Annotated in this window: 22 protein-coding genes; 17 read left to right on the top strand and 5 right to left on the bottom strand. The window is 68.5% G+C overall.

Going from position 1 to position 22362, the window contains the following annotated elements; genetic code table 11:
• Nucleotides 1–73: 73 nt before the first annotated feature.
• From ABD927_RS07130 to ABD927_RS07100, 7 genes are all read left to right on the top strand, one after another.
• Entirely contained in the window at nucleotides 74–1474 is a 1401-nt protein-coding gene (locus ABD927_RS07130) for an MFS transporter (RefSeq protein ID WP_345247759.1), read from the top strand.
• 90 nt (nucleotides 1475–1564) lie between these two features.
• Nucleotides 1565–2179 (top strand): NUDIX hydrolase, encoded by a 615-nt coding sequence (locus ABD927_RS07125; protein WP_345247757.1) that lies wholly within the window; start codon nucleotides 1565–1567, stop codon nucleotides 2177–2179.
• A 103-nt stretch (nucleotides 2180–2282) separates the two neighbouring features.
• Nucleotides 2283–3149, top strand: a complete 867-nt coding sequence (gene aat, locus ABD927_RS07120) for a leucyl/phenylalanyl-tRNA--protein transferase (RefSeq protein ID WP_345247913.1) — start codon at nucleotides 2283–2285, stop codon at nucleotides 3147–3149.
• Complete coding sequence (locus ABD927_RS07115; RefSeq protein WP_345247755.1) at nucleotides 3146–3892, top strand: arginyltransferase; 747 nt, start codon at nucleotides 3146–3148, stop codon at nucleotides 3890–3892. The genes aat and ABD927_RS07115 overlap by 4 nt, the downstream gene beginning before the upstream one ends.
• A gap of 13 nt (nucleotides 3893–3905) precedes the next feature.
• Entirely contained in the window at nucleotides 3906–4934 is a 1029-nt protein-coding gene (locus ABD927_RS07110; RefSeq protein ID WP_345247753.1) for a quinone-dependent dihydroorotate dehydrogenase, read from the top strand.
• A gap of 151 nt (nucleotides 4935–5085) precedes the next feature.
• Nucleotides 5086–6117 carry an aldo/keto reductase gene (locus ABD927_RS07105; protein ID WP_345247751.1) on the top strand — a complete coding sequence of 344 codons (1032 nt, stop codon included), beginning with the start codon at nucleotides 5086–5088 and terminating at the stop codon, nucleotides 6115–6117.
• 184 nt (nucleotides 6118–6301) lie between these two features.
• On the top strand, nucleotides 6302–7111 hold the full coding sequence (locus ABD927_RS07100) for an IclR family transcriptional regulator (RefSeq protein ID WP_345247749.1): 810 nt from the start codon (nucleotides 6302–6304) through the stop codon (nucleotides 7109–7111).
• 159 nt (nucleotides 7112–7270) lie between these two features.
• On the opposite strand, the gene pbpG is transcribed toward ABD927_RS07100, so the two are convergent.
• Nucleotides 7271–8305, bottom strand: coding sequence for a D-alanyl-D-alanine endopeptidase (pbpG, locus tag ABD927_RS07095; protein ID WP_345247747.1), 1035 nt, complete (start codon nucleotides 8303–8305; stop codon nucleotides 7271–7273).
• Nucleotides 8306–8541: 236 nt separating this feature from the next.
• On the opposite strand from pbpG, the gene ABD927_RS07090 reads away from it, so the two are divergent.
• The 6 genes from ABD927_RS07090 to ABD927_RS07065 all read left to right on the top strand — a co-directional run bounded on the left by ABD927_RS07090 (nucleotide 8542) and on the right by ABD927_RS07065 (nucleotide 14294).
• Nucleotides 8542–9414: an IclR family transcriptional regulator gene (locus ABD927_RS07090; protein WP_345247745.1), complete on the top strand. Its 873-nt coding sequence runs from the start codon at nucleotides 8542–8544 to the stop codon at nucleotides 9412–9414.
• Nucleotides 9415–9433: 19 nt separating this feature from the next.
• Nucleotides 9434–10819 carry an acyclic terpene utilization AtuA family protein gene (locus ABD927_RS07085; protein WP_345247743.1) on the top strand — a complete coding sequence of 462 codons (1386 nt, stop codon included), beginning with the start codon at nucleotides 9434–9436 and terminating at the stop codon, nucleotides 10817–10819.
• Nucleotides 10816–11127, top strand: a complete 312-nt coding sequence (locus ABD927_RS07080; RefSeq protein WP_345247741.1) for an AtuA-related protein — start codon at nucleotides 10816–10818, stop codon at nucleotides 11125–11127. Before ABD927_RS07085 ends, ABD927_RS07080 begins: the two co-directional genes overlap by 4 nt.
• Nucleotides 11128–11287: 160 nt before the next feature.
• Nucleotides 11288–12253 carry a tripartite tricarboxylate transporter substrate binding protein gene (locus ABD927_RS07075; RefSeq protein WP_345247739.1) on the top strand — a complete coding sequence of 322 codons (966 nt, stop codon included), beginning with the start codon at nucleotides 11288–11290 and terminating at the stop codon, nucleotides 12251–12253.
• A gap of 113 nt (nucleotides 12254–12366) precedes the next feature.
• Nucleotides 12367–13410: an amidohydrolase family protein gene (locus ABD927_RS07070; protein WP_345247737.1), complete on the top strand. Its 1044-nt coding sequence runs from the start codon at nucleotides 12367–12369 to the stop codon at nucleotides 13408–13410.
• Nucleotides 13407–14294 (top strand): beta-keto acid cleavage family enzyme, encoded by an 888-nt coding sequence (locus ABD927_RS07065; protein WP_345247735.1) that lies wholly within the window; start codon nucleotides 13407–13409, stop codon nucleotides 14292–14294. Before ABD927_RS07070 ends, ABD927_RS07065 begins: the two co-directional genes overlap by 4 nt.
• A gap of 45 nt (nucleotides 14295–14339) precedes the next feature.
• On the opposite strand, the gene ABD927_RS07060 is transcribed toward ABD927_RS07065, so the two are convergent.
• From ABD927_RS07060 to ABD927_RS07050, 3 genes are all read right to left on the bottom strand, one after another.
• Nucleotides 14340–15182, bottom strand: coding sequence for a response regulator (locus ABD927_RS07060; protein ID WP_345247733.1), 843 nt, complete (start codon nucleotides 15180–15182; stop codon nucleotides 14340–14342).
• A 4-nt stretch (nucleotides 15183–15186) separates the two neighbouring features.
• Nucleotides 15187–15960, bottom strand: coding sequence for a response regulator (locus ABD927_RS07055; RefSeq protein ID WP_345247731.1), 774 nt, complete (start codon nucleotides 15958–15960; stop codon nucleotides 15187–15189).
• A gap of 477 nt (nucleotides 15961–16437) precedes the next feature.
• Nucleotides 16438–17424 carry a tripartite tricarboxylate transporter substrate binding protein BugD gene (locus ABD927_RS07050; protein WP_425570204.1) on the bottom strand — a complete coding sequence of 329 codons (987 nt, stop codon included), beginning with the start codon at nucleotides 17422–17424 and terminating at the stop codon, nucleotides 16438–16440.
• Nucleotides 17425–17814: 390 nt separating this feature from the next.
• Between ABD927_RS07050 and phaP the strand changes: the two genes are divergently transcribed.
• A complete protein-coding gene (phaP, locus tag ABD927_RS07045; protein ID WP_345247729.1) occupies nucleotides 17815–18396 on the top strand; it encodes a TIGR01841 family phasin in 582 nt (193 codons plus the stop codon).
• A gap of 73 nt (nucleotides 18397–18469) precedes the next feature.
• On the opposite strand, the gene ABD927_RS07040 is transcribed toward phaP, so the two are convergent.
• Nucleotides 18470–19426 (bottom strand): LysR family transcriptional regulator, encoded by a 957-nt coding sequence (locus ABD927_RS07040; RefSeq protein WP_345247727.1) that lies wholly within the window; start codon nucleotides 19424–19426, stop codon nucleotides 18470–18472.
• Nucleotides 19427–19573: 147 nt separating this feature from the next.
• Between ABD927_RS07040 and ABD927_RS07035 the strand changes: the two genes are divergently transcribed.
• The 3 genes from ABD927_RS07035 to ABD927_RS07025 all read left to right on the top strand — a co-directional run bounded on the left by ABD927_RS07035 (nucleotide 19574) and on the right by ABD927_RS07025 (nucleotide 22345).
• Nucleotides 19574–20377 carry an HpcH/HpaI aldolase family protein gene (locus ABD927_RS07035; protein ID WP_345247725.1) on the top strand — a complete coding sequence of 268 codons (804 nt, stop codon included), beginning with the start codon at nucleotides 19574–19576 and terminating at the stop codon, nucleotides 20375–20377.
• Between the two features lie 81 nt (nucleotides 20378–20458).
• Entirely contained in the window at nucleotides 20459–21397 is a 939-nt protein-coding gene (locus ABD927_RS07030; protein WP_345247723.1) for a hydroxyacid dehydrogenase, read from the top strand.
• A 15-nt stretch (nucleotides 21398–21412) separates the two neighbouring features.
• Entirely contained in the window at nucleotides 21413–22345 is a 933-nt protein-coding gene (locus tag ABD927_RS07025; protein ID WP_345247721.1) for an amidohydrolase family protein, read from the top strand.
• Nucleotides 22346–22362 lie beyond the last annotated feature (17 nt).

The following is a 22362-nucleotide window of genomic DNA, read 5'->3' as shown; positions in this document are numbered from 1 at the left end:
GGGTCTACCCCTAGTAATGCGATAATCGGGGGTTGCACCGCCACCGCCTTCCCCTCCCTCGCAGTTCCGCATCATGCCCCTAGCCCTCGGCCCGCTCGTCATCCCCCTGGTCATCGCCTGCGCGCTTTTCATGGAAGCCATGGATTCGACGGTGCTCGTCACCGCGCTGCCGGCGATGGCGCGCGACCTGGGCCACGACCCCGTCAGCCTGAAACTGGCCGTCACCAGCTACGTGATGAGCCTGGGCATGTTCATTCCCGTATGCGGCTGGGTGGCCGACCGCTTCGGCCCGCGCACCGTGTTCCGCACGGCGATCGGCATTTTCGTGGCGGGCGCGCTGCTCAGCGCGTCGTCGACCTCGCTGGCGATGCTGGTGGTGGCCCGCTTCATCCAGGGGGTGGGCGGCGCGATGATGGTGCCGGTCGGCCGCATCATCATTTTCCGCTCCGTGCCGAAGACGGAATTCGTGCGGGCGATGATCTACCTGACGGTGCCGGCCCAGCTCGGCCCGATCGTCGGCCCGATCCTGGGCGGCTTCATGACGACCTACCTGCACTGGCGGCTGATCTTCCTGGTGAGCGTGCCCACCGGCGCGCTGGCCATCTACCTGGCGGGCCGCTACATCGAAGACCGGCGCGAGCCCCACCCCGGCCGGCTGGACTGGCCTGGCTTCGCGCTGTCGGCGCTGGGCGGCGGCGCGGCGATGCTGGGCCTGTCGCTGATCGACGGCACGCTGATCGCGCCGTCGACGGCGGCCTGGATGGCGGCCGCGGGCGGGCTGCTGCTGCTGGTCTACGTGTTCTATGCGCGCCACGTCGAGCGGCCGCTGCTCGACCTGCGCTTTTTCCAGATCCCCACTTTCAACGCCAGCGTGGCGGGCGGCGCGCTGTTCCGCGTCGGGCTGGGCGCCCTGCCTTTCCTGCTGCCGCTGATGCTGCAGGAAGGCCTGGGCATGACGGCCTTCGCCTCGGGCTCGATCACCTGCGCCACCGCCTTCGGCGCGCTGTTCATGCGCTCGATGGCCTTGCGCATCCTGCACCGGCTGGGCTTCCGGCGGGTGCTGATCTACAACGCCGTGCTGTCGGCCCTGGCGATCGCGGCCTGCGGGCTGTTCATGCCGGGCACCCCGCACTGGCTGATCTGGACGGTGGTGCTGCTGGGCGGCTTCTTCCCCTCGATGCAGTTCACCAGCCTGAACGCACTGGCCTACGCCGACCTCGACAGCCGCGACGTGGGGCGCGCCACCAGCCTGGCCAGCGTGGTGCAGCAGGTGTCGCTGGGCATGGGGGTGACGGTGTCCGGCGTGGCGCTGAACCTCACGCGCGACCTGCATGGCCGCGAGGCCTTCCTGTGGACCGATTTCTGGCCGGCCTTCCTGCTGATGGGGCTGCTGATCGTCGCCTCCATTCCCATCACCGCCCGCCTGCCGCACAATGCCGGAGACGAAATCACGCGGCAGAAGTCGAAAGCGTAGGCGCCTGCGCCCCTTATAATTCCCCTACTCCCATAAGCGCAATCCGCGGCGGCCGGGCTTCCGGCGCGCCGCCCGCCTTCCGGCCCCGACATGACCGTTCCGCTTCGCGCCGCCAGCTACTTTCCCGCTCCCCGCAGCCAGCGCTACTGCTCGCAATGCGGCAATGTGCTGACGCGCCGCATCCCGGACGACGACAACCGCGAACGCGACGTCTGCGACTACTGCGGCGCAATCCACTACCAGAACCCCCGCAACGTGCTGGGCACCATCCCGGTCTGGGAAGACAAGGTGCTGCTGTGCCGCCGCGCGATCGAGCCGCGGCGGGGCTTCTGGACCCTGCCAGCCGGCTTCATGGAGCTGGGCGAGACCACCGCCCAGGGCGCCGCGCGCGAAACCCGCGAAGAGGCCGGCGCGCATTTCGAGCTGGGCGAACTGTTCGCGGTGATCGACATCCCGCAGGTCGACCAGGTGCATTTCTTCTTCCTGGCCCGGCTGACCGATCTCGATTTCTCGCCCGGCGAGGAAAGCCTGGAGGTCGCGCTGTTCGCCGAGGCCGACATTCCCTGGCGCGACCTGGCCTTCCGCTCGATCTCGACCGCGCTGACGCTGTATTTCGAAGACCGCACGCGCGGCGCCTTCGGCGTGCACAGCCGCTCGCTGCCGCCCGGGGTGGCCGCTCCGGTGGCCACCGTCCCGTCGTCCTGAGCGGCAGCGGCATGCGCTCGGCAGCCAACCGCCCGCGACGCCCGCCGTCGCCGGCCCGCCGGGAAGGCCGGCCGTGAGCGCCGCCGGTCCGCGCCCGCCACGCATGCCGGCGCTGCTGGGGCCCGACACGCCGTTTCCGCCGCTGTCGCAGGCGCTGGCCTCGCCGCCGGGGCTGCTGGCCGTGGGCGGCGACCTGTCGGTGGCGCGCCTGCGGGACGCCTATTCGCGCGGCATCTTTCCCTGGTACCTGCCGGGCGAGCCCATCCTGTGGTGGAGCCCCGACCCGCGCATGGTGCTGTTCTGCGACCGCTTCGCGCCCTCGCATTCGCTGCGCAAAAAACTGCGCCAAGTCGCCCGCGACCCGCGGGTGCAGGTGCGCGTCGACACCGCCTTCGAAGAGGTGCTGCACGCCTGCGCAGCGCCGCGCGACGGCCAGCGCCCGGCCACCTGGATCACCCCCGAAATGCAGGAGGCCTACCTGCGCTGGCATCGCCACGGCGACGTGCATTCGGTGGAAACCTGGATCGACGGCCGGCTGTGCGGCGGCCTGTACGGCGTCAGCCTGGGGCGGGCCTTCTTCGGCGAATCGATGTTCACCCGGGTGCCGGATGCCTCGAAGATCGCGCTGGCCTACCTGGTACGCTTCCTGCAGAGCCACGGCGTGCCGATGATCGACTGCCAGCAGGACACCCGCCACCTCGCTTCGCTGGGCGGGGTGACGATCCCGCGCGACGAGTTCGCGCGCAGGCTTGTAGAATCGGTGGCGATGCCCGGCCCGCCATGGAAGGAGATGTGCCCCCCTACGCGCTTCGCGCGCCCCCCTGGGGGCGATGCGGGCGGACCGGAAGGGATGCCCGCCCCCGCGCGGCCTGCGGCCGCCCCCCTTCAAGGGGGCGATGCGGGCGGACTGGCGGAGCCGGATCCGCCGCATCCTGGAGGGGGCGGGCGGCACCATGGGAAACTTACATGACCCATCTTCGAGACTTGCCGTTTTCCGCGTTGCAGTTCTATGCGACGGCGCCTTATCCGTGCAGCTATCTGCCCGATCGGCTGGCGCGCTCGCAGGTGGCCACGCCGAGTCATCTGATCAATGCCGACGTGTACTCGGAGCTGGTGCGGCTGGGCTTTCGCCGCAGCGGCGTGTTCACCTACCGGCCGCATTGCGATGGCTGCCGCGCCTGTGTGCCGGTGCGGATCCCGGTGGACGACTTCCGGCCGCGCCGCACCCAGCGCCGCACCTGGAAGCGGCACGCCGACCTGCAGATCTTCATCGCCGAGCTGGCCTACTGCGCCGAGCACTACGCGCTGTACCTGCGCTACCAGTCGACCCGCCACCGCGGCGGCGGCATGGACCAGGACAGCCGCGAGCAATACGCCCAGTTCCTGCTGCAGAGCAGGGTCAACACGCGGCTGGTGGAATTCCGCGAACCCGGCGGCCGGCTCTTGATGGTGTCGATCATGGACGTGCTGTCCGACGGCCTGTCGTCGGTCTACACCTTCTACGATCCCGCCTACCCCGGCAGCCTCGGCACCTGGAACATCCTGTGGCAGATCGAGCAGTGCCGGCTGCTGGAGTTGCCCTACCTGTACCTGGGCTACTGGATCGCCGACAGCCCCAAGATGGCCTACAAGATTACCTTCCAGCCCATCGAAGTGCTGGCCAACGGCGAGTGGCAGCGCTTCGATCCTTCCATCCCGAACCCACCACCCTGACCCATTCTCCTCCGTGCTTTTCCACGCCTACCCGCTGCTGCGCCCGGCGCTCTTCGCGCTCGAGCCCGAAACCGCCCACGCCGTCACCCTGTCCACCCTGGATTGCGCCCACCGCCTCGGGCTCACCCGCCTGTGCCGGAAGATTCCCGACCAGCCCGTGCAGATCATGGGGCTGACGCTGCCCAACCCGGTCGGCCTGGCGGCCGGCCTCGACAAGAACGGCGACCACGTCGATGCGCTGTCGGCGCTCGGCTTCGGCTTCATCGAAGTCGGCACCGTCACGCCGCTGCCGCAGCCGGGCAACCCGCTGCCGCGGCTGTTCCGGCTGCCGGGCGCGCAGGCCGCCATCAACCGCATGGGCTTCAACAGCCAGGGGCTGGAGGCGCTGCTGGCCAATGTGCGGCGCAGCGCCTGGCGCGCGGCCGGCGGCATCCTGGGGCTGAACATCGGCAAGAACGCGGCCACGCCGATCGACCGCGCGGCCGACGACTACCTGCGCGGGCTGGAGGCGGTCTACCCGCACGCCAGCTACGTCACGGTCAATATTTCCTCGCCCAATACGCGCGACCTGCGAGCCTTGCAGGGCAGCGACGAATTGACCTGCCTGCTGCAGGCCCTGCACGACAGGCGCCGCGACCTGGCCGAGCGCCACGGCCGGCGCGTGCCGCTGGCGGTCAAGATCGCGCCCGACCTGGACGACGCGCAGGTCGACGCCATCGCCGACCTGCTGCCGCGCTACGGCATCGACGGCGTCATCGCCACCAACACCACGGTCGAGCGCGGCGCGCTGGCGGGCCTGCCGCATGCGGACGAGGCCGGCGGCGTGTCGGGCGCGCCGGTGCGGGAATCGTCGCTGCGCGTGATCGAGCGGTTGCGGCGGCGAGCCGGCAAGGGGCTGGCCATCGTCGGCGTGGGCGGCATCATGAGCGGCGCCGACGCCGTGGCCAAGATCGAGGCCGGCGCCGACGCCATCCAGCTGTATACGGGCCTGATCTACCGTGGCCCGGCGCTGGTAGGCGAATGCGCCGCTGCGTTGAGATGACCCCCCCTACGCGCTTACGCGCGCCTCCCCAGGGGGCGGCACTGGCGGACCGGCGGAGCCGGATCCGCTGTGCCCTGGGGAAGGGACGGCCGTTTCATGCGTTCGGACTGCGCGTCCGGGCACCGATTCACCTTTTCCTGCAGGCAGCGACATGAAGAAAACCAAGCTCGGCACCACCCGGATCGACGTCTCGGCCATCTGCCTCGGCACCATGACCTTCGGCCAGCAGAATACCGAGGCCGAGGGCCACGCGCAGCTCGACCGCGCGCTGGCGGCCGGCATCAACTTCATCGACACGGCCGAGATGTATCCTGCCCCGCCCAGCGCCGAAACCTATACCCGCACCGAGCAGATCGTCGGCACCTGGCTGAAGAAGCAGCCGCGCGACCGCGTGGTGCTGGCCAGCAAGGTGGCCGGCCCCTCGCGCGGGCGCGACTGGATCCGCGGCGGCCGCTACGACGCCGATTGCATCCGCGCCGCCATCGAAGGCAGCCTGCGCCGCCTGCAGACGGACTACCTCGACCTCTACCAGATCCACTGGCCGGCGCGCAACGTGCCTGTGTTCGGCCAGACCCGCTTCGACCCCGCGCAGGAGCGCGAGGCCTTCGGCATCGAAGAGCAGCTGCGCGTGTTCGACGATCTGATCCGCGCCGGCAAGATCCGGCACCTGGGCGTATCGAACGAAAGCGCGTACGGCGTGATGGAATTCCTGCGGGTCGCCGAAAAGGCCGGGCTGCCGCGCATCGCCACCATCCAGAACGCCTGCAGCCTGCTCAACCGCAGCTTCGAGCAGGCGCTGGACGAGGTGTGCTTCCGCACCGGCGTCGGCCTGCTGGCCTACGGCGCGCTGGCGGCCGGGCAGCTGAGCGGCAAGTACGCGCGCGACGCCGGCGCGCCCGGCCGCCTCACGCTGTTCCCGCAATGGAGCCCGCGCTACATGCGCGGCTCGGTGCTGGAGGCAGCGCGCCGCTACGAAGAGATCGCCCGCTCGCGCGGCCTAGATCCGGCGCAGATGGCGCTGGCGTGGTGCTACTCGCGCTGGTACGTCAATTCGACCATCATCGGCGCCACGTCGCTGCAACAACTGGAGGCCGCGATCGGCGCGCTCGACATCCGGCTGGACGACGAGACGCTGGCGCGGATCGATGCCGTCCATGCCGAGATCCCTAATCCGGCGCAATGACGGAACGCGGTGTCGCACACTCATGCGGCACCGCAGCAGCCGGCCGGTCGATCTCCCTGGGATGTCTTTTCGATACTGGGAAGTTGCACTGCAATATATTTGTCAATCCGGCATGCTCCGAATAAGCCGAATTTCACGATATGAGATAAAATAAGGGCCTGTCTGTGCAGGAAACGACTTTCCCATGGCCCGAGTTTCTTCCCCCTTGCCGGATGCCGGCCACGCCGGCATAGGCGGCCAGCCGCCCCACATCACCATCCAGGTCCTGGAACGCACCATGCAGTTGCTCGATGCGCTGGCCGGGCAACCCGATCCCGTCAGCCTCAAGGAACTCGCCCAGACCACCGGCCTGCACCCGTCCACGGCCCACCGCATCCTCAACGACCTGGTCAGCGGCCGTTATGTAGACCGGGTCGACAGCGGCATGTATTGCCTGGGCATGCGATTGCTGGAGCTGGGCCACCTCGTGAAGGGCCGGCTGAACGTGCGCGACGTCGCCATCGCGCCGATGCGCCGGCTCCACCGGATCACGGGCCAGACCGTCAACCTGTCGGTGCGCCAGGGCGACGAGATCGTCTACATCGACCGCGCCTACAGCGAACGCTCGGGCATGCAGGTGGTGCGCGCCATCGGCGGCCGCGCGCCGCTGCACCTCACCTCCACCGGCAAGCTGTTCCTGTCGGCCGACGACCCGCGCCTGATCCGCGGCTATGCCGCGCGTACCGGCCTCACCGGCCACACCCGCAACAGCCTGACCGAGCTCGAACAGCTCGAAGCGGAACTGGAGCACGTGCGCACCGAAGGCTACGCGCGCGACAACGAGGAACTTGAAATCGGCGTGCGCTGCATCGCCGCCGGCGTACGCGACGACACCGGCAAACTGATCGCCGGCCTATCGATCTCGGCCCCCGCCGACCGCCTGCAGGACGACTGGATCGCCCCCCTGATGGACACCGCGGCCCAGATCTCCGACGCCCTGGGCTACGAGACTTGACCGCCCCTACGCGCTTCGCGCGGCCTGCGGCCGCCCCCCTCAAGGGGGCGATGCGGGCGGACCGGCGGAGCCGGATCCGCCGCATCCCGGATAGGTGGGTTCGTGGGGCGGCCGTATTTTGGTGTCTGGGGCGCGAAGCGCGCAGGGGGGAACGCTTCTCTACATCGATGCCATGGTGCCGCCGTGGTGTTGCAGCCACTGGCGGATGCGGATGGCGTCGGCGGTGCGGGTCAGGGAACCCATTCCATCGAGCAGCACGATGGCCAGGTCGCGGCCGCCGATCTTGGCGAGCATGATCAGGCAGCGGCCGGCTTCGTTGATGAAGCCGGTCTTCGACAGCGCGATGTCCCAGTCCGGCTTGGCGACCAGCTGGTTGGTGGTGCGGAAGGTCTGCAGCCGGCCCCGGACAGGCACCGTATAGCTGCTGGCGGTGGTGAATTCGTGGATCAGCGGCCGCTGGACGGCCACCTGCATCAACCGCACCAGGTCGCGCGGGCTCGACACATTGCTGCTGGACAACCCCGTCGGCTCCACGTAGTGCGTGTCGTGCATGCCCAGCAGCGCCGCCTTGGCGTTCATCGCTTGCACGAAGGCCGGCAGGCCGCCGGGATAGTTGCGGCCGAGCGCGCTGGCGGCCCGGTTCTCCGACGACATCAGCGCCAGGTGCAGCATGTCGCGCCGCGACAGGCGGGTGCCCACCACCAGGCGCGAACTCGTGTGCTTGAGCGTGTCGATGTCTTCGTTGGTGACTTCGATTTCCTCGTCCAGCGGCAGGTTGGCGTCGACCACCACCAGCGCGGTCATCAGCTTGGTGATCGAGGCGATCGGCAGCACCGCGTCGTCGTTCTTGGCCACCAGCACGTCGGACGATTCCAGGTCCTGCACGAAGGCCACGTTCGAACGCAGCGACAGCTTGCCGGGCACGCGCTCGATTTCCTCTTGGGGCGTGAACGACGCATGGCGGATATGAGTGGCGACGCCGGCCTTGGCGGTGACCTTGGCGCGCGCCTTCGCCTTGGGCTTGGCCTTGGCGGTGACCTTTCTGGCCGGGGCTTTCTTGGCGGCCTTGACGGCCTTGGACTTGGCGGTTTGCTGGGAAGCGGCCGTGGCGGCGGTGGCGGGCGGCAGCGCGGTACCCAGCGTCAGGGCACATGACAACGCAGCGATCCAGATCCGGTTTGTGATGCGCCCCATGCTTTCTCCTTCGACAATCGGCCCAAGGCACGGAGATTATCAGAATTCGCCGAAAAAATCGCCAATCAAATGAAGTACTTATAGGTGCTTGTTTAAGTTATTGGTTAGGCTCGGACGGTAGTTTTTACAACTAGTAGCTTCCACCATTGGGGTGAATACCTAATCGATTCCCACTATTTCGGACTACATAGGAAATCCTAGAATTCGGAATTCAGTAGCGTTTCCGAAAAAACAGGATGATTGACCCCCACCTGGCGCTGCCAGACCTTCCCTTCGACGACCCGCCGGCCGACCCGGCCCGTGCCGCCGCATCCGTCCGTCCGGCCGACGGCGCCGCCACCAGCCTGGGCCGCGCCTTCGACATCCTGGGCCTGTTCTCGCTGGCCAGCCCGCTGGTGCGCGTGGAAGACGTGATCGCCCGGCTCGGCTATACCCGCTCGACTGCCTACCGCTACGTGCGCGAACTGTGCGACGCCGGCCTGCTCACCCAGCGCAGCGGCGGCAGCTATTCGCTCGGCCCGCGCGTGGTCGAACTGGAACGCCTGCTGGAGCTGACCGATCCGCTGTACCGCGCCGCGCGCGCCGTGCTGCCTTCCGTGCGGCGCGACGACCGCCAATTGCTGGTGCAGGAGCTGTACCGCGACGACCAGGTGATGTGCATCTACAAGGAAGGCCCCGACGAGCTGGAGCACGCCGGCCAGCGCCTGACGATCAAGCGCGCGCGCGGCCTGCCGTTTCCGCTGTTCCGCGGCGCCGGCTCGCTGGTGCTGCTGGCCTGGCTGTCGCCCCCCCGCATGCGCCAGGCGTATCTGTCGGGCATCGCGCACATCGCGCAGGCCGGGCTGGGCCACGACTGGCAGCAATTCCGCCGCGCCCTGGCCGCCGTGCGGCGCCGGGGCTACGCGGTCAGCCGCGGCCAGCTGGCGCCGGTGGTGGTGGGCATCGCGGTGCCTATCCTGCTGCCGGAAGACAGGCGCGTGATCGGCAGCCTCGCGCTGGTGACGCCCTCCGCATCGATGCCGCTGGAACAGGAACTCGAACACGTCGCGCAATTGCGCGAGGCGAGCGAACGCATCGCGCGCGAATACGCCAACGCGGTGCGGCAATGATTTCTTCTGTGGAGATCCGATGAAAACAGGACGACATGGCGCCGATACCGTGCGCATCGGCACGGGCGCCGGCATGGCCGACGACCGCGTCTACCCGGGCGTCAAGCTGCTCGAAACCGGCGAGCTGGACTACCTGGTATGCGAGTGCCTGGCCGAACGCACCATCGCGCGCGAAACGCTGAACCGGAAAAGCCACCCCGACAAGGGCTACAACCCGATGCTGGCCGAGCGCGTGCATGCCTTCATGCCGCTGTGCCGCGAACAGGGCGTGAGGCTGGTGACCAATATGGGCGCGGCCAATCCGCTGGGCGCGGCCCACGCCATCCGGCGCGAAGCCGCGGCGGTGGGCGTGGAAGGCGTGCGCTGCGCCGCGGTGCTGGGCGACGACGTGACCGAGAAAGTGCGCCGGCATCCGGAGCTGCAGCTGCTCGACGGCGGCGAGCCGCTCGAATCGCTGCTGCCGCGCATCGCCTCGGCCAACGCCTACCTGGGCGCCGACGTGATCCGCGCCGCGCTCGATACCGGGGCCGAAGTGGTCGTGACCGGGCGCGTGGCCGATCCGTCGCTGTTCCTCGGCGTCGCGCTGCATCATCACGGCTGGTCGTACGACGACTATGCCATGCTGGCCGCCGGCACCATCGCCGGCCACCTGCTGGAGTGCTCGGTGCAGGTCACGGGCGGGTATTTCGCCGACCCGGGCAAGAAAGACGTGCCGCGCCTGGCCGAGCTGCCCTACCCCTTCGCCGACATCACGCGCGACGGCCGGGTCGCGGTCGGCAAGCCGCCCGGTTCGGGTGGCCGGCTGGACCGCATGACCTGCACCGAACAGGCGCTGTACGAAATCCACGACCCCAGGCGCTACATCACGCCCGATTGCGTGGTGGACCTGACCGAGCTGAGCTTCCGCGAAGTCTCGCCCGACCGCGTGACGGTGCACGACCCGATCGCCAGGCCGCGCACCGACAGCTTCAAGGCCGTGATCGGCTATTTCGACGGCTACATCGGCGTGGGCGAGATCGCCTACGCCGGCGTCAACGCGCTGGCGCGCGCGCGGCTGGCGGCCGACGTGGTGAAGGAGCGGTTCCGGCTGGAGGGCGGCGTGGCCAGCGAACTGCAGGTCGACCTGATCGGCATCTCGGCGCTGCACGGCGATCCGGGCCGCGCCGGCGAGCGGCCCGAACCGTACGAAGTGCGGCTGCGCGTGGCCGGCCGCTGCCCCGACAAGCGCAGCGCCAACCTGCTGGGCGACGAAGTGCGCCAGCTCAACATGCAGGGCCCGGCGGCCGCCGGCGGCCCGATGAACTACGGCGCCAAGGAAATCATCGCCGTCAATTCGGTGCTGATTCCGCGCCATTGGGTCGAGACGCAAATCGTGGTGGTGGACGATTCCGGAGAAAAACGATGAGCACCCTGGTTCACGATCTGGCCCATTCGCGTTCGGGCGACAAGGGCAATACCTCCAACGTGGCGGTCATCGCCTACGACGACGCGGCCTGGGAGCGGCTGCAGCGGCAGCTCACGGCGGAGCGGGTGATGGCGGCCTACGCCCACCTGGCCAAGGGGCCGGTCACCCGCTACGAGATCCCGAAGCTGCGGGCGCTGAACTTCGTCATCGAGAACGCGCTGGCTGGCGGCGTGACGCGTTCGCTGCGGCTGGATCCGCACGGCAAGTCGCTCAGCACGATCGTGCTGGGGATCGAATTGGAGGATTAAGCCCCGGATTAAGCCCACCCCTACGCGCTTCGCGCGCCCGGGGAAAGCCCACCCCTACGCGCTTCGCGCGCCCCTCAAGGGGCGACGCTGGCGGACCGGCGGAGCCGGATCCGCGGCGTCCTGGAGGGGGACATATATATAACGACAGGAGGAGATTTCGATGAAGTTCAGTCATACCGTGCTGGTCTCGGCGCTCGCCTGGCTGACCGCCGTCCCGCAGGCCTTCGCCGCCTATCCCGACAAGCCCGTGCGGCTGGTCGTGCCGTATGCGGCCGGAGGGCCGACCGACATCGCCGCGCGGCTGATCGCCGCGGAGCTCGGCAAGCGCATGGGGCAGTCGTTCGTGGTGGACAACCGCGGCGGCGCGGGCGGCAACATCGGGGCCGAGGTGGTGGCGAAGTCGCCGGCCGACGGCTATACGCTGCTGGTGATCGGCGCCGCCCACGCGATCAACAAGACGCTGTACAAGGAATTGGGCTACGACGTGCAGCGCGATTTCGTGCCGGTGGCCACCTTCTCCACTGCGCCGCTGATCCTGCTGGCCAACCCGAACGCCGGCTTCGCCACGCTGCCCGACCTGGTCAAGGCCGCCAAGGCCTCGCCCGGCAAGCTCAACTATTGCAGCGCCGGCAGCGGCACCGCGCCGCACCTGGCGATGGAATGGCTGCGGTCCGTGGCCGGCATCGACATCGTCCATGTACCCTACAAGGGCAGTTCGCCGTGCATCACCGATACGGTGGCCGGCCAGGTGCAATTCTGCTTCGACTCGCTGGTGGTATGGCAGCAGTATGCGTCCAGCGGCAAGCTCAAGGCCCTGGCCGTGACCGGTACGCACCGCTCCGACATCGCGCCCGGCGTGCCCACCATGGCCGAGGCCGGCTATCCGCAGGTGGACGCCTCGGTGTGGTACGGCGTGTCGGCGCCGGCCGGCACGCCCGCGGCCATCGTGCAGACATTGAACGACCGCATCCGCGAGGTGCTGGCCGAGCCGTCGGTGCGCGAGCGCCTGGCCAGCCTGGGCGCCGAACCGCTGGTGAAGACGCCGGACGAGTTCCGGCAATTCCTCGACACCGAACTGGTCAGCTGGGCCAAGGTGGTGAAGCTGTCGGGCGCCCATGTGGATTAAAGCCCACCCCTACGCGCTCCGCGCGCCCCTCAAGGGGCGACGCTGGCGGACCGGCGGAGCCGGATCCGCGGCGTCCTGGATGGCGGGGGAGTTCGTTACTCGCAGGAGGTGCCATGAGTAGCGATGTGAATACCATGCCCACGACCGGGCATGGGCGGCCGCTGCCGGTGGATGCGGCCTGGCTGGCGCTGGGCGCGGAGCAGGCGATCGATCCCGGCGTGCCGATCGTCGATGCCCACCATCATCTGTGGCAGCGGCCCGGATGGCGCTATCTGCTGGACGAGATCACGGCGGATCTGGATAGCGGGCACAACGTGGTGGCGACGGTGTTCATCCAGTGCCGCTCGATGTACCGCACCGAGGGGCCGGAGGCCTTGCGCGCGGTGGGCGAGACGGAGTTCGCGGCGGGCTGCGCGCGGGCCAGCGGCGGACGCGTGTGCGCGGGCATCGTCAGCCATGCCGACCTGCTGATGGGCGAAGCAGTGCAGGAAGTGCTCGACGCCCACGCCGAGGCCGGCGCGGGCCGGCTGCGCGGCGTGCGCCACAGCACGGCCTGGGATGCCGACCCGGAAGTGGTCAACCCCGAACTCGGCACGCGCCCCGGCGTGATGCAGGACGCGCGCTTCCTGGCCGGCTTCGCCCGGCTGGCGCCGCTGGGGCTGAGCTACGACGCCTGGGTCTACCATCCGCAGATGGGCGAAGTGGCGGCCCTGGCGCGCCGCTTTCCCGACACGCGCATCGTGCTGAACCACATCGGCGGGCCGATCGGCATCGGCCACTACGCCGGCGAACGCGAGCGCACCTTCGCCGACTGGCGGCGGAACATCGCCGCGCTGGCCGCCTGCGACAACGTGGTCGTCAAGTTCGGCGGGCTCGGCATGCGCCTGGGCGGCGCCGGCTATCACCTGCGGCCTGCGCCGCCGTCGTCCGCGGCGCTGGCGCAAGACTGGCGGCCCTGGTTCGACGCCACGCTCGACGCCTTCGGCGCGCAGCGCTGCATGTTCGAAAGCAACTTCCCGGTCGACAAGGCCTCCTGCGGCTACGCGACGCTGTGGAATGCCTTCAAGCGGCTGGCCGGGCAGGCATCGGCCGCCGAACGCGCGGCGCTGTTCGCCGGCACCGCCATCGACACCTACCGACTCGAGCTACCCCTATGAGCGAACCCACCATCCTCAGCTGTGCCGTCACCGGCAACATCACCACGGTGGCCCAGCACCCCGGCCTGCCCTGCACGCCGGAACAGATCGCCACCGCCTGTATCGACGCCGCGCGCGCCGGCGCCGCCATCGTCCACATCCACGTGCGCCATGCCGACGGCCGGCCGAGCATGGAACTGGCGCACTATCGCGAGGTAGTCGAACGCATCCGCGCCAGCGACGTCGACGTGGTGATCAACCTGACCACCGGCCCCGGGCAGCGCTTCATTCCCGGCGCCGACGATCCGAAGGTGGCGGCCCCCGGCAGCACGCTGATGCGGCCCGAGCCGCGGGTCGAACACATCGTGGCGCTGCGCCCGGAAATGTGCAGCCTCGACCTGAACACCATGTATTCCGGCAGCTCGGTGGTCATCAACACGCCGGCCAGCGTTCGCACCATGGCCAGCCTGATCCGCGAGGCCGGCACGCTGCCCGAGCTCGAAGTGTTCGACTCCGGCGACATCCATCTCGCGCACGACCTGCTGCGCGACGGCATCATCGACGCGCCGCCGCTGTTCCAGATCGTGCTCGGCGTCAAATACGGCGCCAGCGCCACGCCGGCCACCATGCAGTACCTGCGCTCCATTCTTCCGCAGGGGGCCAACTGGGCCGCCTTCGGCATCGGCCGCTGGGAATTCCCGATGCTGGCCCAGGCCTTCCTGCTCGGCGGCCACGTGCGGGTGGGGCTGGAGGACAACATCTACATCGAAAAGGGCGTGCTGGCGCCGGACAATGCGGCGCTGGTGGGCAAAGGGGCGCGCATCGTCGCCGACCTGGGCGGCAGGCTGGCGACGGCGGGGGAGGCGCGGGAAATACTGGGGTTGAGGAAGATGGCGCCGCGCTAGGAACGGGCCGGAATGGCCCGAACCTGCATGAAGCCGGATCACGGCTCATTTCAATCCAGGCCAAGGCCGCGCGCAGGCATCGATGCAGGCCAGCAGATCGTCGCCGGCCGCCGGCCTGAGCAGCGCGGCGTCGAAATCCAGGCCTTCGGCCCCCGGCGGACGGCGCAGCGGCGCCGCCGAATACAGCACGACGGGCAGGTCCGGCCAGCCGGCGCGCGCCTGCCGGAGCAGTTTCCAGCCGTCCATGCCCGGCATGGCCTGGTCGCACAGCAGCAGGTCGAAGCGGCCGGTGCGCAAGGCCTGCAACGCCTCGCGGCCGCCCGGCACGCTCATCACCTCGAAGCCGTAGCCGGCCAGCAGCTCGCCCAGCCACGCCAGGTCGGCCGAGTCGTCGTCCACCAGCAGAATGCGGCGCCCGGCGCCGTCCACGCAGGACGGCAGGCTTTCGGCGAAGGCCGCGTCCAGCGTGTTCTCGTCCACCCGCGGCAAGACCAGTTCGAAGCTGGAACGGCTGCCGCCGCCGGCGGCGGGCTCCAGCTTCAGCGCCGAGCCCATGCCCCGCAGCAATTGCCGCACGGCCGCCAGACCCGGGCTGCATCCCGTGCCGCTGTCGGTAACGGCGAACAGCAGGCGCGCGCCGCCCGCCTCGTCGGCGATTTTCGACACCTCGAACAGGATGCTGCCGTCGCGCGTGAATTTCGCGGCGTTTCCCAGCAGCGTGAAGATCACCTGGCGCAGGTAATGGAAATCGGCCAACACGGCAACGGGCAGGTCCGACGCCACCCGGCAGGCGAAGGCATCGTTCCGCCGCTGCGCGAACAGCCGGCCCTTGTCCGCCATTTCGCACAGGAAGGCATACAGATAGCCCGGTTCGGGCATGAGGCTCATGCGCTCACGCACTCTCGACCCGCCCCGGATCGGTCTCCTGCCGATCGCGCCGCCACGCGCTGGGCGTCTTGCCGAAACGCGCCCGGAACGCGGTGGCGAAATTCGCCACATTGGAAAAGCCGACCTCGTCGGAAATGGCCGTGATGCTCAGATTGGTGTCGGCCAGCAGCCTCTGGGAAAACCGCAGCCGCTCTTCCCGAAGATAGCCGAACACCGTCTGCCCCAGGTGCTTGCGGAACGATTGCGACAGCATCCGGTCGTTCGTGCCCAGCAGTCGGGCCAGTTCCGACAGGCTGGGCGGGTCGCGCATGTGCTCGGTCAGGTAGCGGACGGCCGCCAGCACCAGCGGATCGTCGCTGGGGACCTTGGGCCCGGGTTCCATGGCGGCCCCGGCCTCCGGCCCGCGCCGCTTCAGGTGGATGCGGATGCGCGCGATGACTTCTTCCGGCGCGCACGGCTTGGCGATGTAGTCCACGCCGCCGATCTGCAGGCCTTCCAGGCGTTCGCCCAGGCTATTGGCATCCGACAGGAAAATGATGGGAATGAACCAGGTGGCGGGGTTGGCGCACAGCAGCCGGCAGGTGGCGAAACCGTCCATGCCGGGCATCTGGACGTCCATCAGGATGAGGTCGGGCTTGAGCGATTGCGCGCGCAGGTGGGCCTTGACGCCGTCATGGGCGATGCTGACCCGGAAGCCGGCCGTACGCAGCGCCCGTATCAGCAACTCCAACTCTTCGATGTGGTCGTCCACCAGCAGGATGTGTGCACTATGGGTCATGAAGCTTTTTTCGCGTCTGCGCCCGACGGGATGTGATGAATGCCGACCGCGTCGCAGCCGTCTTGCAAAGCCTGCAATTCTGCCGCTCCTCCCGACCCGTTTCTTTGCCCGCAAGCGGTTTTGCTTTGCTGCAGCGGCTATGCGCTGCAGCGCTGTTGCTGCGGAGGCCCGCCTTGGGCCGGAGAGCCGGGCCACGCTGCGCGCCGTGGGCTCGATGTTTCCTCCCATGCCTTGTAGCTGGACCAGAGTGTGACCATCTTTTACAGCGGGTACATTTGCTTTGCCGGAACGCCGGGAAGCCCGCAGGAGGCGGAAAATTTGTATTTGTTTACCGTTGGGCGAGGCCGGCACTTTCCCTGCCCTAAGAAAAACGCCGGGCCGCCGGCTAGATAGCCAGGCGGCCCGGCGCCGGACCCCTATCCTGTGTCTCGTACCCCGGAGCCGCTGCGACGGCCCGGGACACGGCGTTGCGAAACCTCAGTCGGCGTACACGCCGGCCTTCCTGATCAGCTCGCCCCAGCGCGGGATTTCGCTCTTGACCTTCTTGTCGAGCGCGGCCGGGTTGGCTTCGTCGGCCAGCACGATGGCGCCCAGCTCGGCCATGCGCTGCTTGAAGGCCGGATCGTTCAGGCCATCTTTCAGCGAGGCCTGCAGCTTGTCGATGATCGGCTGCGGCGTGCCCTTCGGCGCCCACATGCCGTGCCAGATGCCCACCTCGAAGCCCTTCAGGCCCGCCTCGTCCATCGTGGGCAGGTCGGGCAGGCTGGCCACCCGGGTCTTGCTGGTGACGGCGTAGGCCTTCACCTTGCCGCCCTTGATCTGGCCGGTGGTGTTGGTGGTCTGGTCGCACATGAAGTCCACCTGCTTGCCCAGCAGGTCGTTCATGGCGGGGCCTGTGCCCTTGTACGGGATGGTCTGGAATTCCGCGCCGATGGTGCTCATGAAGATTAGGCCGCACAGGTGCGAGGCCGAGCCGATGCCGGCATTGGCCATCGACAGCTTGGTCTTGTTGGCCTTCACGTAAGTGAGGAATTCGCTGAAGTTGGCGGCCGGAAAATTGTCGCGCGCCACCAGGGTCATCGGCACGTCGACGGTCAGGCCGATCGGCGCGAAGTCGGTGGAGGCGTTGTACGGCAGCTTGCGGTACAGCGCCGGCGCGGTCGAAAAGCCGATGTGCATCAGCAGGATGGTGTAGCCATCGTTCGGCGAGCGCGCCACGCGTGCCGTGCCGATGGTGCCGCCGGCGCCGCCGACGTTTTCCACCACCACGGTCTGCCCGAGCGACTTGCGCATCGCCTCGGCCAGCGAGCGCGCCACCACGTCGGTGGGCCCGCCCGCGGCGAACGGCACGATCATCGTGACCGGATGGGTGGGGAAGTTCTGGCTTGCCGCGTGGGCCGGCAGAACGGCCGCCATCGCGGCGCCGGCCAGCGCGGCCGGCAGGAATTTGCTGCAAATTGCCATGTGAAGTCTCCTACGGCATTGGTCTTTTTGACGTGCCGGGCATCCTGCCGGCAGCGTTAATGTGAGTGTAAGGTAGTACGGAGCCTACGGAAGCAACAAAACACTAGGTGTTTGTTCTGCATCAAGACCGCGCGGCGGTGATCGCGCACCATTTTGAAGGCATGGGGATGTCGCGATGCAGCAACATGGCTTGGCTCCGTCCCCGGTACGGGATGTCCCGATCAAGAAAGTGTCACTTGACATCGGCGCATCCGTCCTTAAAATATGTTTTGTGCAACGCAGCAATTCCGCTTCGCGGGAGCGGCGCTGCATGCCGGATCGGAACTCGGGAAACATCGCTTCTCGCTGCCGATCGCCCGTCAGGTAGACAAAGCGAAAAAGGAGTCTTCCATGTTTGCAACCCCCGAGCGCGCTCTGGCCAGCCAAAAGGCCGCCTTCGATGTCATCCTCGCTGCGCAGAACACCGCGTTCGCCGGCTTCGAGAGGCTGGTCGACCTGCACCTGAAGGTGGCCAAGGCCACGCTCGACGAAGTGTCGCTCAAGGCCCAGGAAGCATTCGAACTGAAAGACGGCCAGGACGCCCTGGCCTTCACCTCGGCGCTGGCCCAGCCCAGCACCGAAAAGGCCCTGGCCTACGGCAAGCACGTCTACGACATCATCTCGGGCGTGCAGACCGAACTGGCCAAGCTGGGCGAGGCCCAGATCGCCGAGGGCCAGCGCCTGGTGAACGAAGCCGTCGAGCAGATGGCCAAGAACGCGCCGGCCGGCTCGGAAAGCGCGCTGGCGCTGATCAAGTCGTCGCTGGCCACCGCCACCTCGGCCTACGACTCCGTCAGCAAGGCCGCCAAGCAGGCGGCCGAAGTGGCCGAGTCGAACCTCACCGCGGCCACCAATGCCACGCTGAAGGCGGCCAGCGATTCGGTGGCGAAAGCCGCTCCCCGCGCCCGCAAGACCACCGCTGCCGCGGCCTGACCGCGCCACGCGTTCCCGACGCCTGCGGCCGCTCCCTCCGGAGAGCGGCCGCAGGCGTTTGTCTTGGGCGGCGCTAAGCCGCGGCCCCGCCGGCACCCAGCGATAACAACGCCGCCCTGAGCGAGGCGATGCGCGGATGCGCCTCGGCCGACGGCAGGTACACCATGCCCAGCGCGGTGGGCGTCATCGGCGGCGTCGCGCGTACCCGCCGGATGCCGCCGGCACGCTCGGCCTCGCGCATGGTACGGCCGGTCACCACCGTCAGCCCCAGTCCCTCGGCAGCCAGCCGCACGTTGGTGACGGGGCTGTCGGATTCGACGACGGGAACAGGCGGCAGCGTACCCGCACGCAGGAAACACTGCTCAAGCAGCTGGCGATTGAACGACGGCCGGAAATTCAGGATCCACGGCTCCTGCGCCAGCCGTTCCCACGGTACGGTGGCCTCGCGGGTGAGCGGATGCGAAGGATGGGCGATGACGGCATAGTCCTCATCGGCGATCTTCTCGTAGCGGACCGCCTTGCCGGCCGCCGCCGCCAGCGATTCCGGGGTGTAGATCGTCAGCAGGGCGTCGACCTCGCCGGCAAGCAGGACGTCGAACAGATGCAGCACGCTGCCTTCGCGCAACGTCACCATGACCCTCGGCGCCTGCGCCGCCAACAGCTTGATGACGCCCGGCACCAGACTGATCGCGACGAACTGCGGCGCCCCGAGCCGCAGCACCGCGCCGACGCTGCCCGACGGCCCGGCGGCGTGCGCCTCCACGCGAACATGCTTCAGCTCTTCGATGAGCAGGCGGGCGCCGTGCACCAGGACGGCCCCCTGCGCCGTGCGCCTCAATCCCCGCCGCGTCCGCTGGAACAGGGCGAATCCCAATACCTCCTCCAGTTCCTTCAGCGCCTTGCTCAGCGCGGGCTGCGTCACGTTCAGCGTTCCCGAGGCCGCCCTCAGGCTGCCCGTGCGTTCGAGGGCATCGAGCATCTGCAAGTGGCGAAAGCGCAGGCGCGCCAGCAGGCTTTCGGTATCGTCCATATGATTACCTATGGTATTCAGGTGATAAAAATATATCGCTTTTGGCTATGTAAACGCCTGCGTATAGTCCTCCCCACCCGGTCCCCGGCAACGACGGAATAGCGGCGACAGCGCGACGAACCTCGCTGCGCCATAAGGAGACATACGATGGATGCGCCACGCTCGCCTCTTCCCCGGAACACGCTGGCCGAGGCGCTGGGCGCCGGCCGCCTGGCACTGGCCATGATCGTCAAGCAGGTCGAGGCCCCCGGCATCGCCAACGCCGCCAAGACTGCCGGCTACGACGCCGTCTACGTCGACCTGGAATACGGCGTCATTCCCGAACCCGCCGCCACGCCGATTTCGCAGGCAGCGCTGAAGGCGGGCATCACGGCGCTGATCCGTATTCCCAGCGCCGACCCTGCGTGCGCAACGCGGCGGCTGCAGGCAGGCGCGCTCGGCATCGTTGTGCCCAAGATCACCTCGGTCGACCAGGTGCACGCCATGGTGCGGGCATGCAAATGCGCGCCGTACGGCGACCGTCCCATTCCGGAAGACTGGTTCGCCGGAGACGCGGCGCGGCTGAGCGACGACGACAAGCGCGCCGCCGTCAACGCGCTGACCACGCTCGTCGTCATGCTCGAATCGCCGCAGGCGCTGGCCCTGGCCGAGGAGATCGCCGCCATCGCCGGCGTCGACATCCTGCACATCGGCACCACCGACCTGACGTCATCGATGGGCTTTCCCAACCAGTTCGGCCGGCCCGAGATCGAACAGGCCTATGCCCGCGTCATCGCGGCCTGCCGCGCCCATGGCAAGACACCGGGCGGAGGCGGCCTCGGCACAAACCAGGAAGTGACGCGCAAGGTCATCCAGATGGGCGTGCGCTTCATTACGGCCGGCAACGAATGGGCGTTCATGGCGGCCGCGGCCAAAGAGCGGGCGGCGTCGTTGCACGCGATTCCGCTCTGACGGCCGCAGCCCAACCTCATTCCAGTGCCCGCACGCCCCGCCGATGCAACGCCCGGCGTGCCCACCCACGGAGAAAGCACCATGAAGATCTACGTCCTCGACGCCTTCGAAACGTCGGGCATTCAATACCTCAAGGAACGCGTACCCGGAGTGATTCCCTTCGGCGACCCGCGGGCCGGGCGCTGGCACGAAGACGCCGACGGCATCATGATCCGCGGCCGCCAGTTGAGCGCCGACGATTTCGCCAAGGCGAAGAAACTCAAAGTGGTGTCCAAGCAAGGGGTCGGCATCGACAACATCGCTCTCGATGCCGCCAGGGCCAAGGGCGTGATCGTGTGCAACACCCCCGGCATCAACAGCGATGCCGTGGCCGAGCTGGCCTTCGGGTTGACGGTGGCGGTGGCGCGCCGCATCCCCGAATTCGACCGCCGCATCCGCGCCGGCGAAGAAATCATCCGCCCCCGCTTCCTGGGCACGGAAATGGCGGGTAAGGCGGTCGGCGTCATTGGCATGGGAAACATCGGCGTGCGCGCGGCGAGGCTGTACCATCAGGCCTTCGGCTGCCGCCTGCTGGCCTACGACCCCTATGCGCCGGCCGACGCCTGGGCCGACCTGCCGCACCAGCGCATCGCCGATCTGGACGAACTCTGGCCCCAGGTCGACGTGCTGACGCTGCACGTGCCGCTGACCGATGAAACGCGCTACATCGTCGACCGCGCCGCAATCGGCCGGATGAAGCGCACGGCCATCGTGATCAATGTCTCGCGCGGCGGCCTGGTCGACGAGACCGCGCTGTGCGAGGCGCTGAAGGAAGGCCGCCTATTCGGCGCCGGGCTCGACGCCTGGGAGGAAGGCGAACCGCCGCAGCCGGGCAACCCGCTGCTGGCCTTGCCTAACGTCGTCGCCACTCCGCACGCCGGTGCCGGCACCCATGAAACCCAAGCGAAAAGCTCGCTCGCCGCGGCCCGGCAGTTAGTGCACGTTCTGGAAGGCGGCGAGCCTTTCCACCGTGTCGTATAGAACGGAGGATACGCCGTGGCCAAGTCATCTTCCACCGGGACGGCGGACGGCCCGGTCGCCCTTTTCGGCGTGCGCCACGAGGTCCCCGCTGCGGGCCTGCCCGGCCCGGCCTGCGACTGCCATGTGCACGTACTCGACCCGCAGCGCTTCCCCTATGACCCGGACCGGGGCTACACGCCGCGCACTGCCTCGGCCGAGCACCTGCTGCAACACCAGGCCGCCCTGGGCTTCGGGCGCGTGGTCATCGTGCAACCCAGCGCCTATGGCACCGACAACCGCTGTCTGCTCGATGCGATACGGCGCGTGGGGCCCAGCGCGCGCGGAGTTGCCGTCATCGCTGCGCACACGAGCGACCAGGCGCTGGCGGAAATGGATCTGGCCGGCGTGCGAGGTGTGCGCGTCAACCTGGAAAGCTTCGGCAAGAACGAACCGGTCGCCGCCGCAGCCGCGCTCCGCGCGGCTGCGGCCCGCGTGGCACCGCTCGGCTGGCATGTGCAGATCTATACCAACTTGGCGGTGATCGACGCGCTGCGCGGCGTCATCGACGCACTGCCGACGCCGCTGGTGATCGACCACCTGGGCAAGGCGCCGGCCCGCCTGGGCACGGGGCAGCCCGGCTTCGGCACGCTGCTGGCCCTGTTGCGTTCGGGCAAGGTATGGGTCAAGTTGTCGGGCGCGCACCGGGTCTCGGAGCTGCCTGACTGCGATGACGCCGCCCCGCTGGTACACGCTTTGTGCCAGGCCAACCCCGACCGACTGGTGTGGGGTTCCGACTGGCCGCATACCGGCGCCTGGCCCGGCGTGCCGTTCACGCGCGACATCGTCAACGAATTCCATCCGATCGACGACGGCCATGCCGCCAACCGCCTCAGAAGATGGCTCGGCAGCATCGAATGCCAGCGCAAGGTGCTGGTCGACAACCCGGCGCGCTTGTACCGCTTCGATTGACGCGCCCATCCACCATG

The sequence above is a fragment of the Pigmentiphaga soli genome, assembly GCF_039541095.1.
In the GTDB taxonomy this organism is placed as follows: Bacteria; Pseudomonadota; Gammaproteobacteria; order Burkholderiales; family Burkholderiaceae_B; genus Pigmentiphaga; species Pigmentiphaga soli.
Note: the sequence above shows the minus strand (reverse complement) of the source record. Positions and strands in the feature narration are given on the sequence as shown.

Coding starts and splice junctions, on each gene's coding strand:
- ABD927_RS07060 (WP_345247733.1), bottom strand. CDS start 15,182: ATGAGCCTCATGCCCGAACCGGGCTATCTGTATGCCTTCCTGTGCGAA.
- ABD927_RS07040 (WP_345247727.1), bottom strand. CDS start 19,426: ATGGACGATACCGAAAGCCTGCTGGCGCGCCTGCGCTTTCGCCACTTG.
- ABD927_RS07030 (WP_345247723.1), top strand. CDS start 20,459: ATGAAGATCTACGTCCTCGACGCCTTCGAAACGTCGGGCATTCAATAC.
- ABD927_RS07085 (WP_345247743.1), top strand. CDS start 9,434: ATGAAAACAGGACGACATGGCGCCGATACCGTGCGCATCGGCACGGGC.
- aat (WP_345247913.1), top strand. CDS start 2,283: ATGCCGGCGCTGCTGGGGCCCGACACGCCGTTTCCGCCGCTGTCGCAG.
- ABD927_RS07115 (WP_345247755.1), top strand. CDS start 3,146: ATGACCCATCTTCGAGACTTGCCGTTTTCCGCGTTGCAGTTCTATGCG.
- ABD927_RS07070 (WP_345247737.1), top strand. CDS start 12,367: ATGAGTAGCGATGTGAATACCATGCCCACGACCGGGCATGGGCGGCCG.
- ABD927_RS07125 (WP_345247757.1), top strand. CDS start 1,565: ATGACCGTTCCGCTTCGCGCCGCCAGCTACTTTCCCGCTCCCCGCAGC.
- ABD927_RS07130 (WP_345247759.1), top strand. CDS start 74: ATGCCCCTAGCCCTCGGCCCGCTCGTCATCCCCCTGGTCATCGCCTGC.
- ABD927_RS07090 (WP_345247745.1), top strand. CDS start 8,542: ATGATTGACCCCCACCTGGCGCTGCCAGACCTTCCCTTCGACGACCCG.
- ABD927_RS07055 (WP_345247731.1), bottom strand. CDS start 15,960: ATGACCCATAGTGCACACATCCTGCTGGTGGACGACCACATCGAAGAG.
- ABD927_RS07050 (WP_425570204.1), bottom strand. CDS start 17,424: ATGGCAATTTGCAGCAAATTCCTGCCGGCCGCGCTGGCCGGCGCCGCG.
- pbpG (WP_345247747.1), bottom strand. CDS start 8,305: ATGGGGCGCATCACAAACCGGATCTGGATCGCTGCGTTGTCATGTGCC.
- ABD927_RS07065 (WP_345247735.1), top strand. CDS start 13,407: ATGAGCGAACCCACCATCCTCAGCTGTGCCGTCACCGGCAACATCACC.
- phaP (WP_345247729.1), top strand. CDS start 17,815: ATGTTTGCAACCCCCGAGCGCGCTCTGGCCAGCCAAAAGGCCGCCTTC.
- ABD927_RS07105 (WP_345247751.1), top strand. CDS start 5,086: ATGAAGAAAACCAAGCTCGGCACCACCCGGATCGACGTCTCGGCCATC.
- ABD927_RS07035 (WP_345247725.1), top strand. CDS start 19,574: ATGGATGCGCCACGCTCGCCTCTTCCCCGGAACACGCTGGCCGAGGCG.
- ABD927_RS07075 (WP_345247739.1), top strand. CDS start 11,288: ATGAAGTTCAGTCATACCGTGCTGGTCTCGGCGCTCGCCTGGCTGACC.
- ABD927_RS07100 (WP_345247749.1), top strand. CDS start 6,302: ATGGCCCGAGTTTCTTCCCCCTTGCCGGATGCCGGCCACGCCGGCATA.
- ABD927_RS07080 (WP_345247741.1), top strand. CDS start 10,816: ATGAGCACCCTGGTTCACGATCTGGCCCATTCGCGTTCGGGCGACAAG.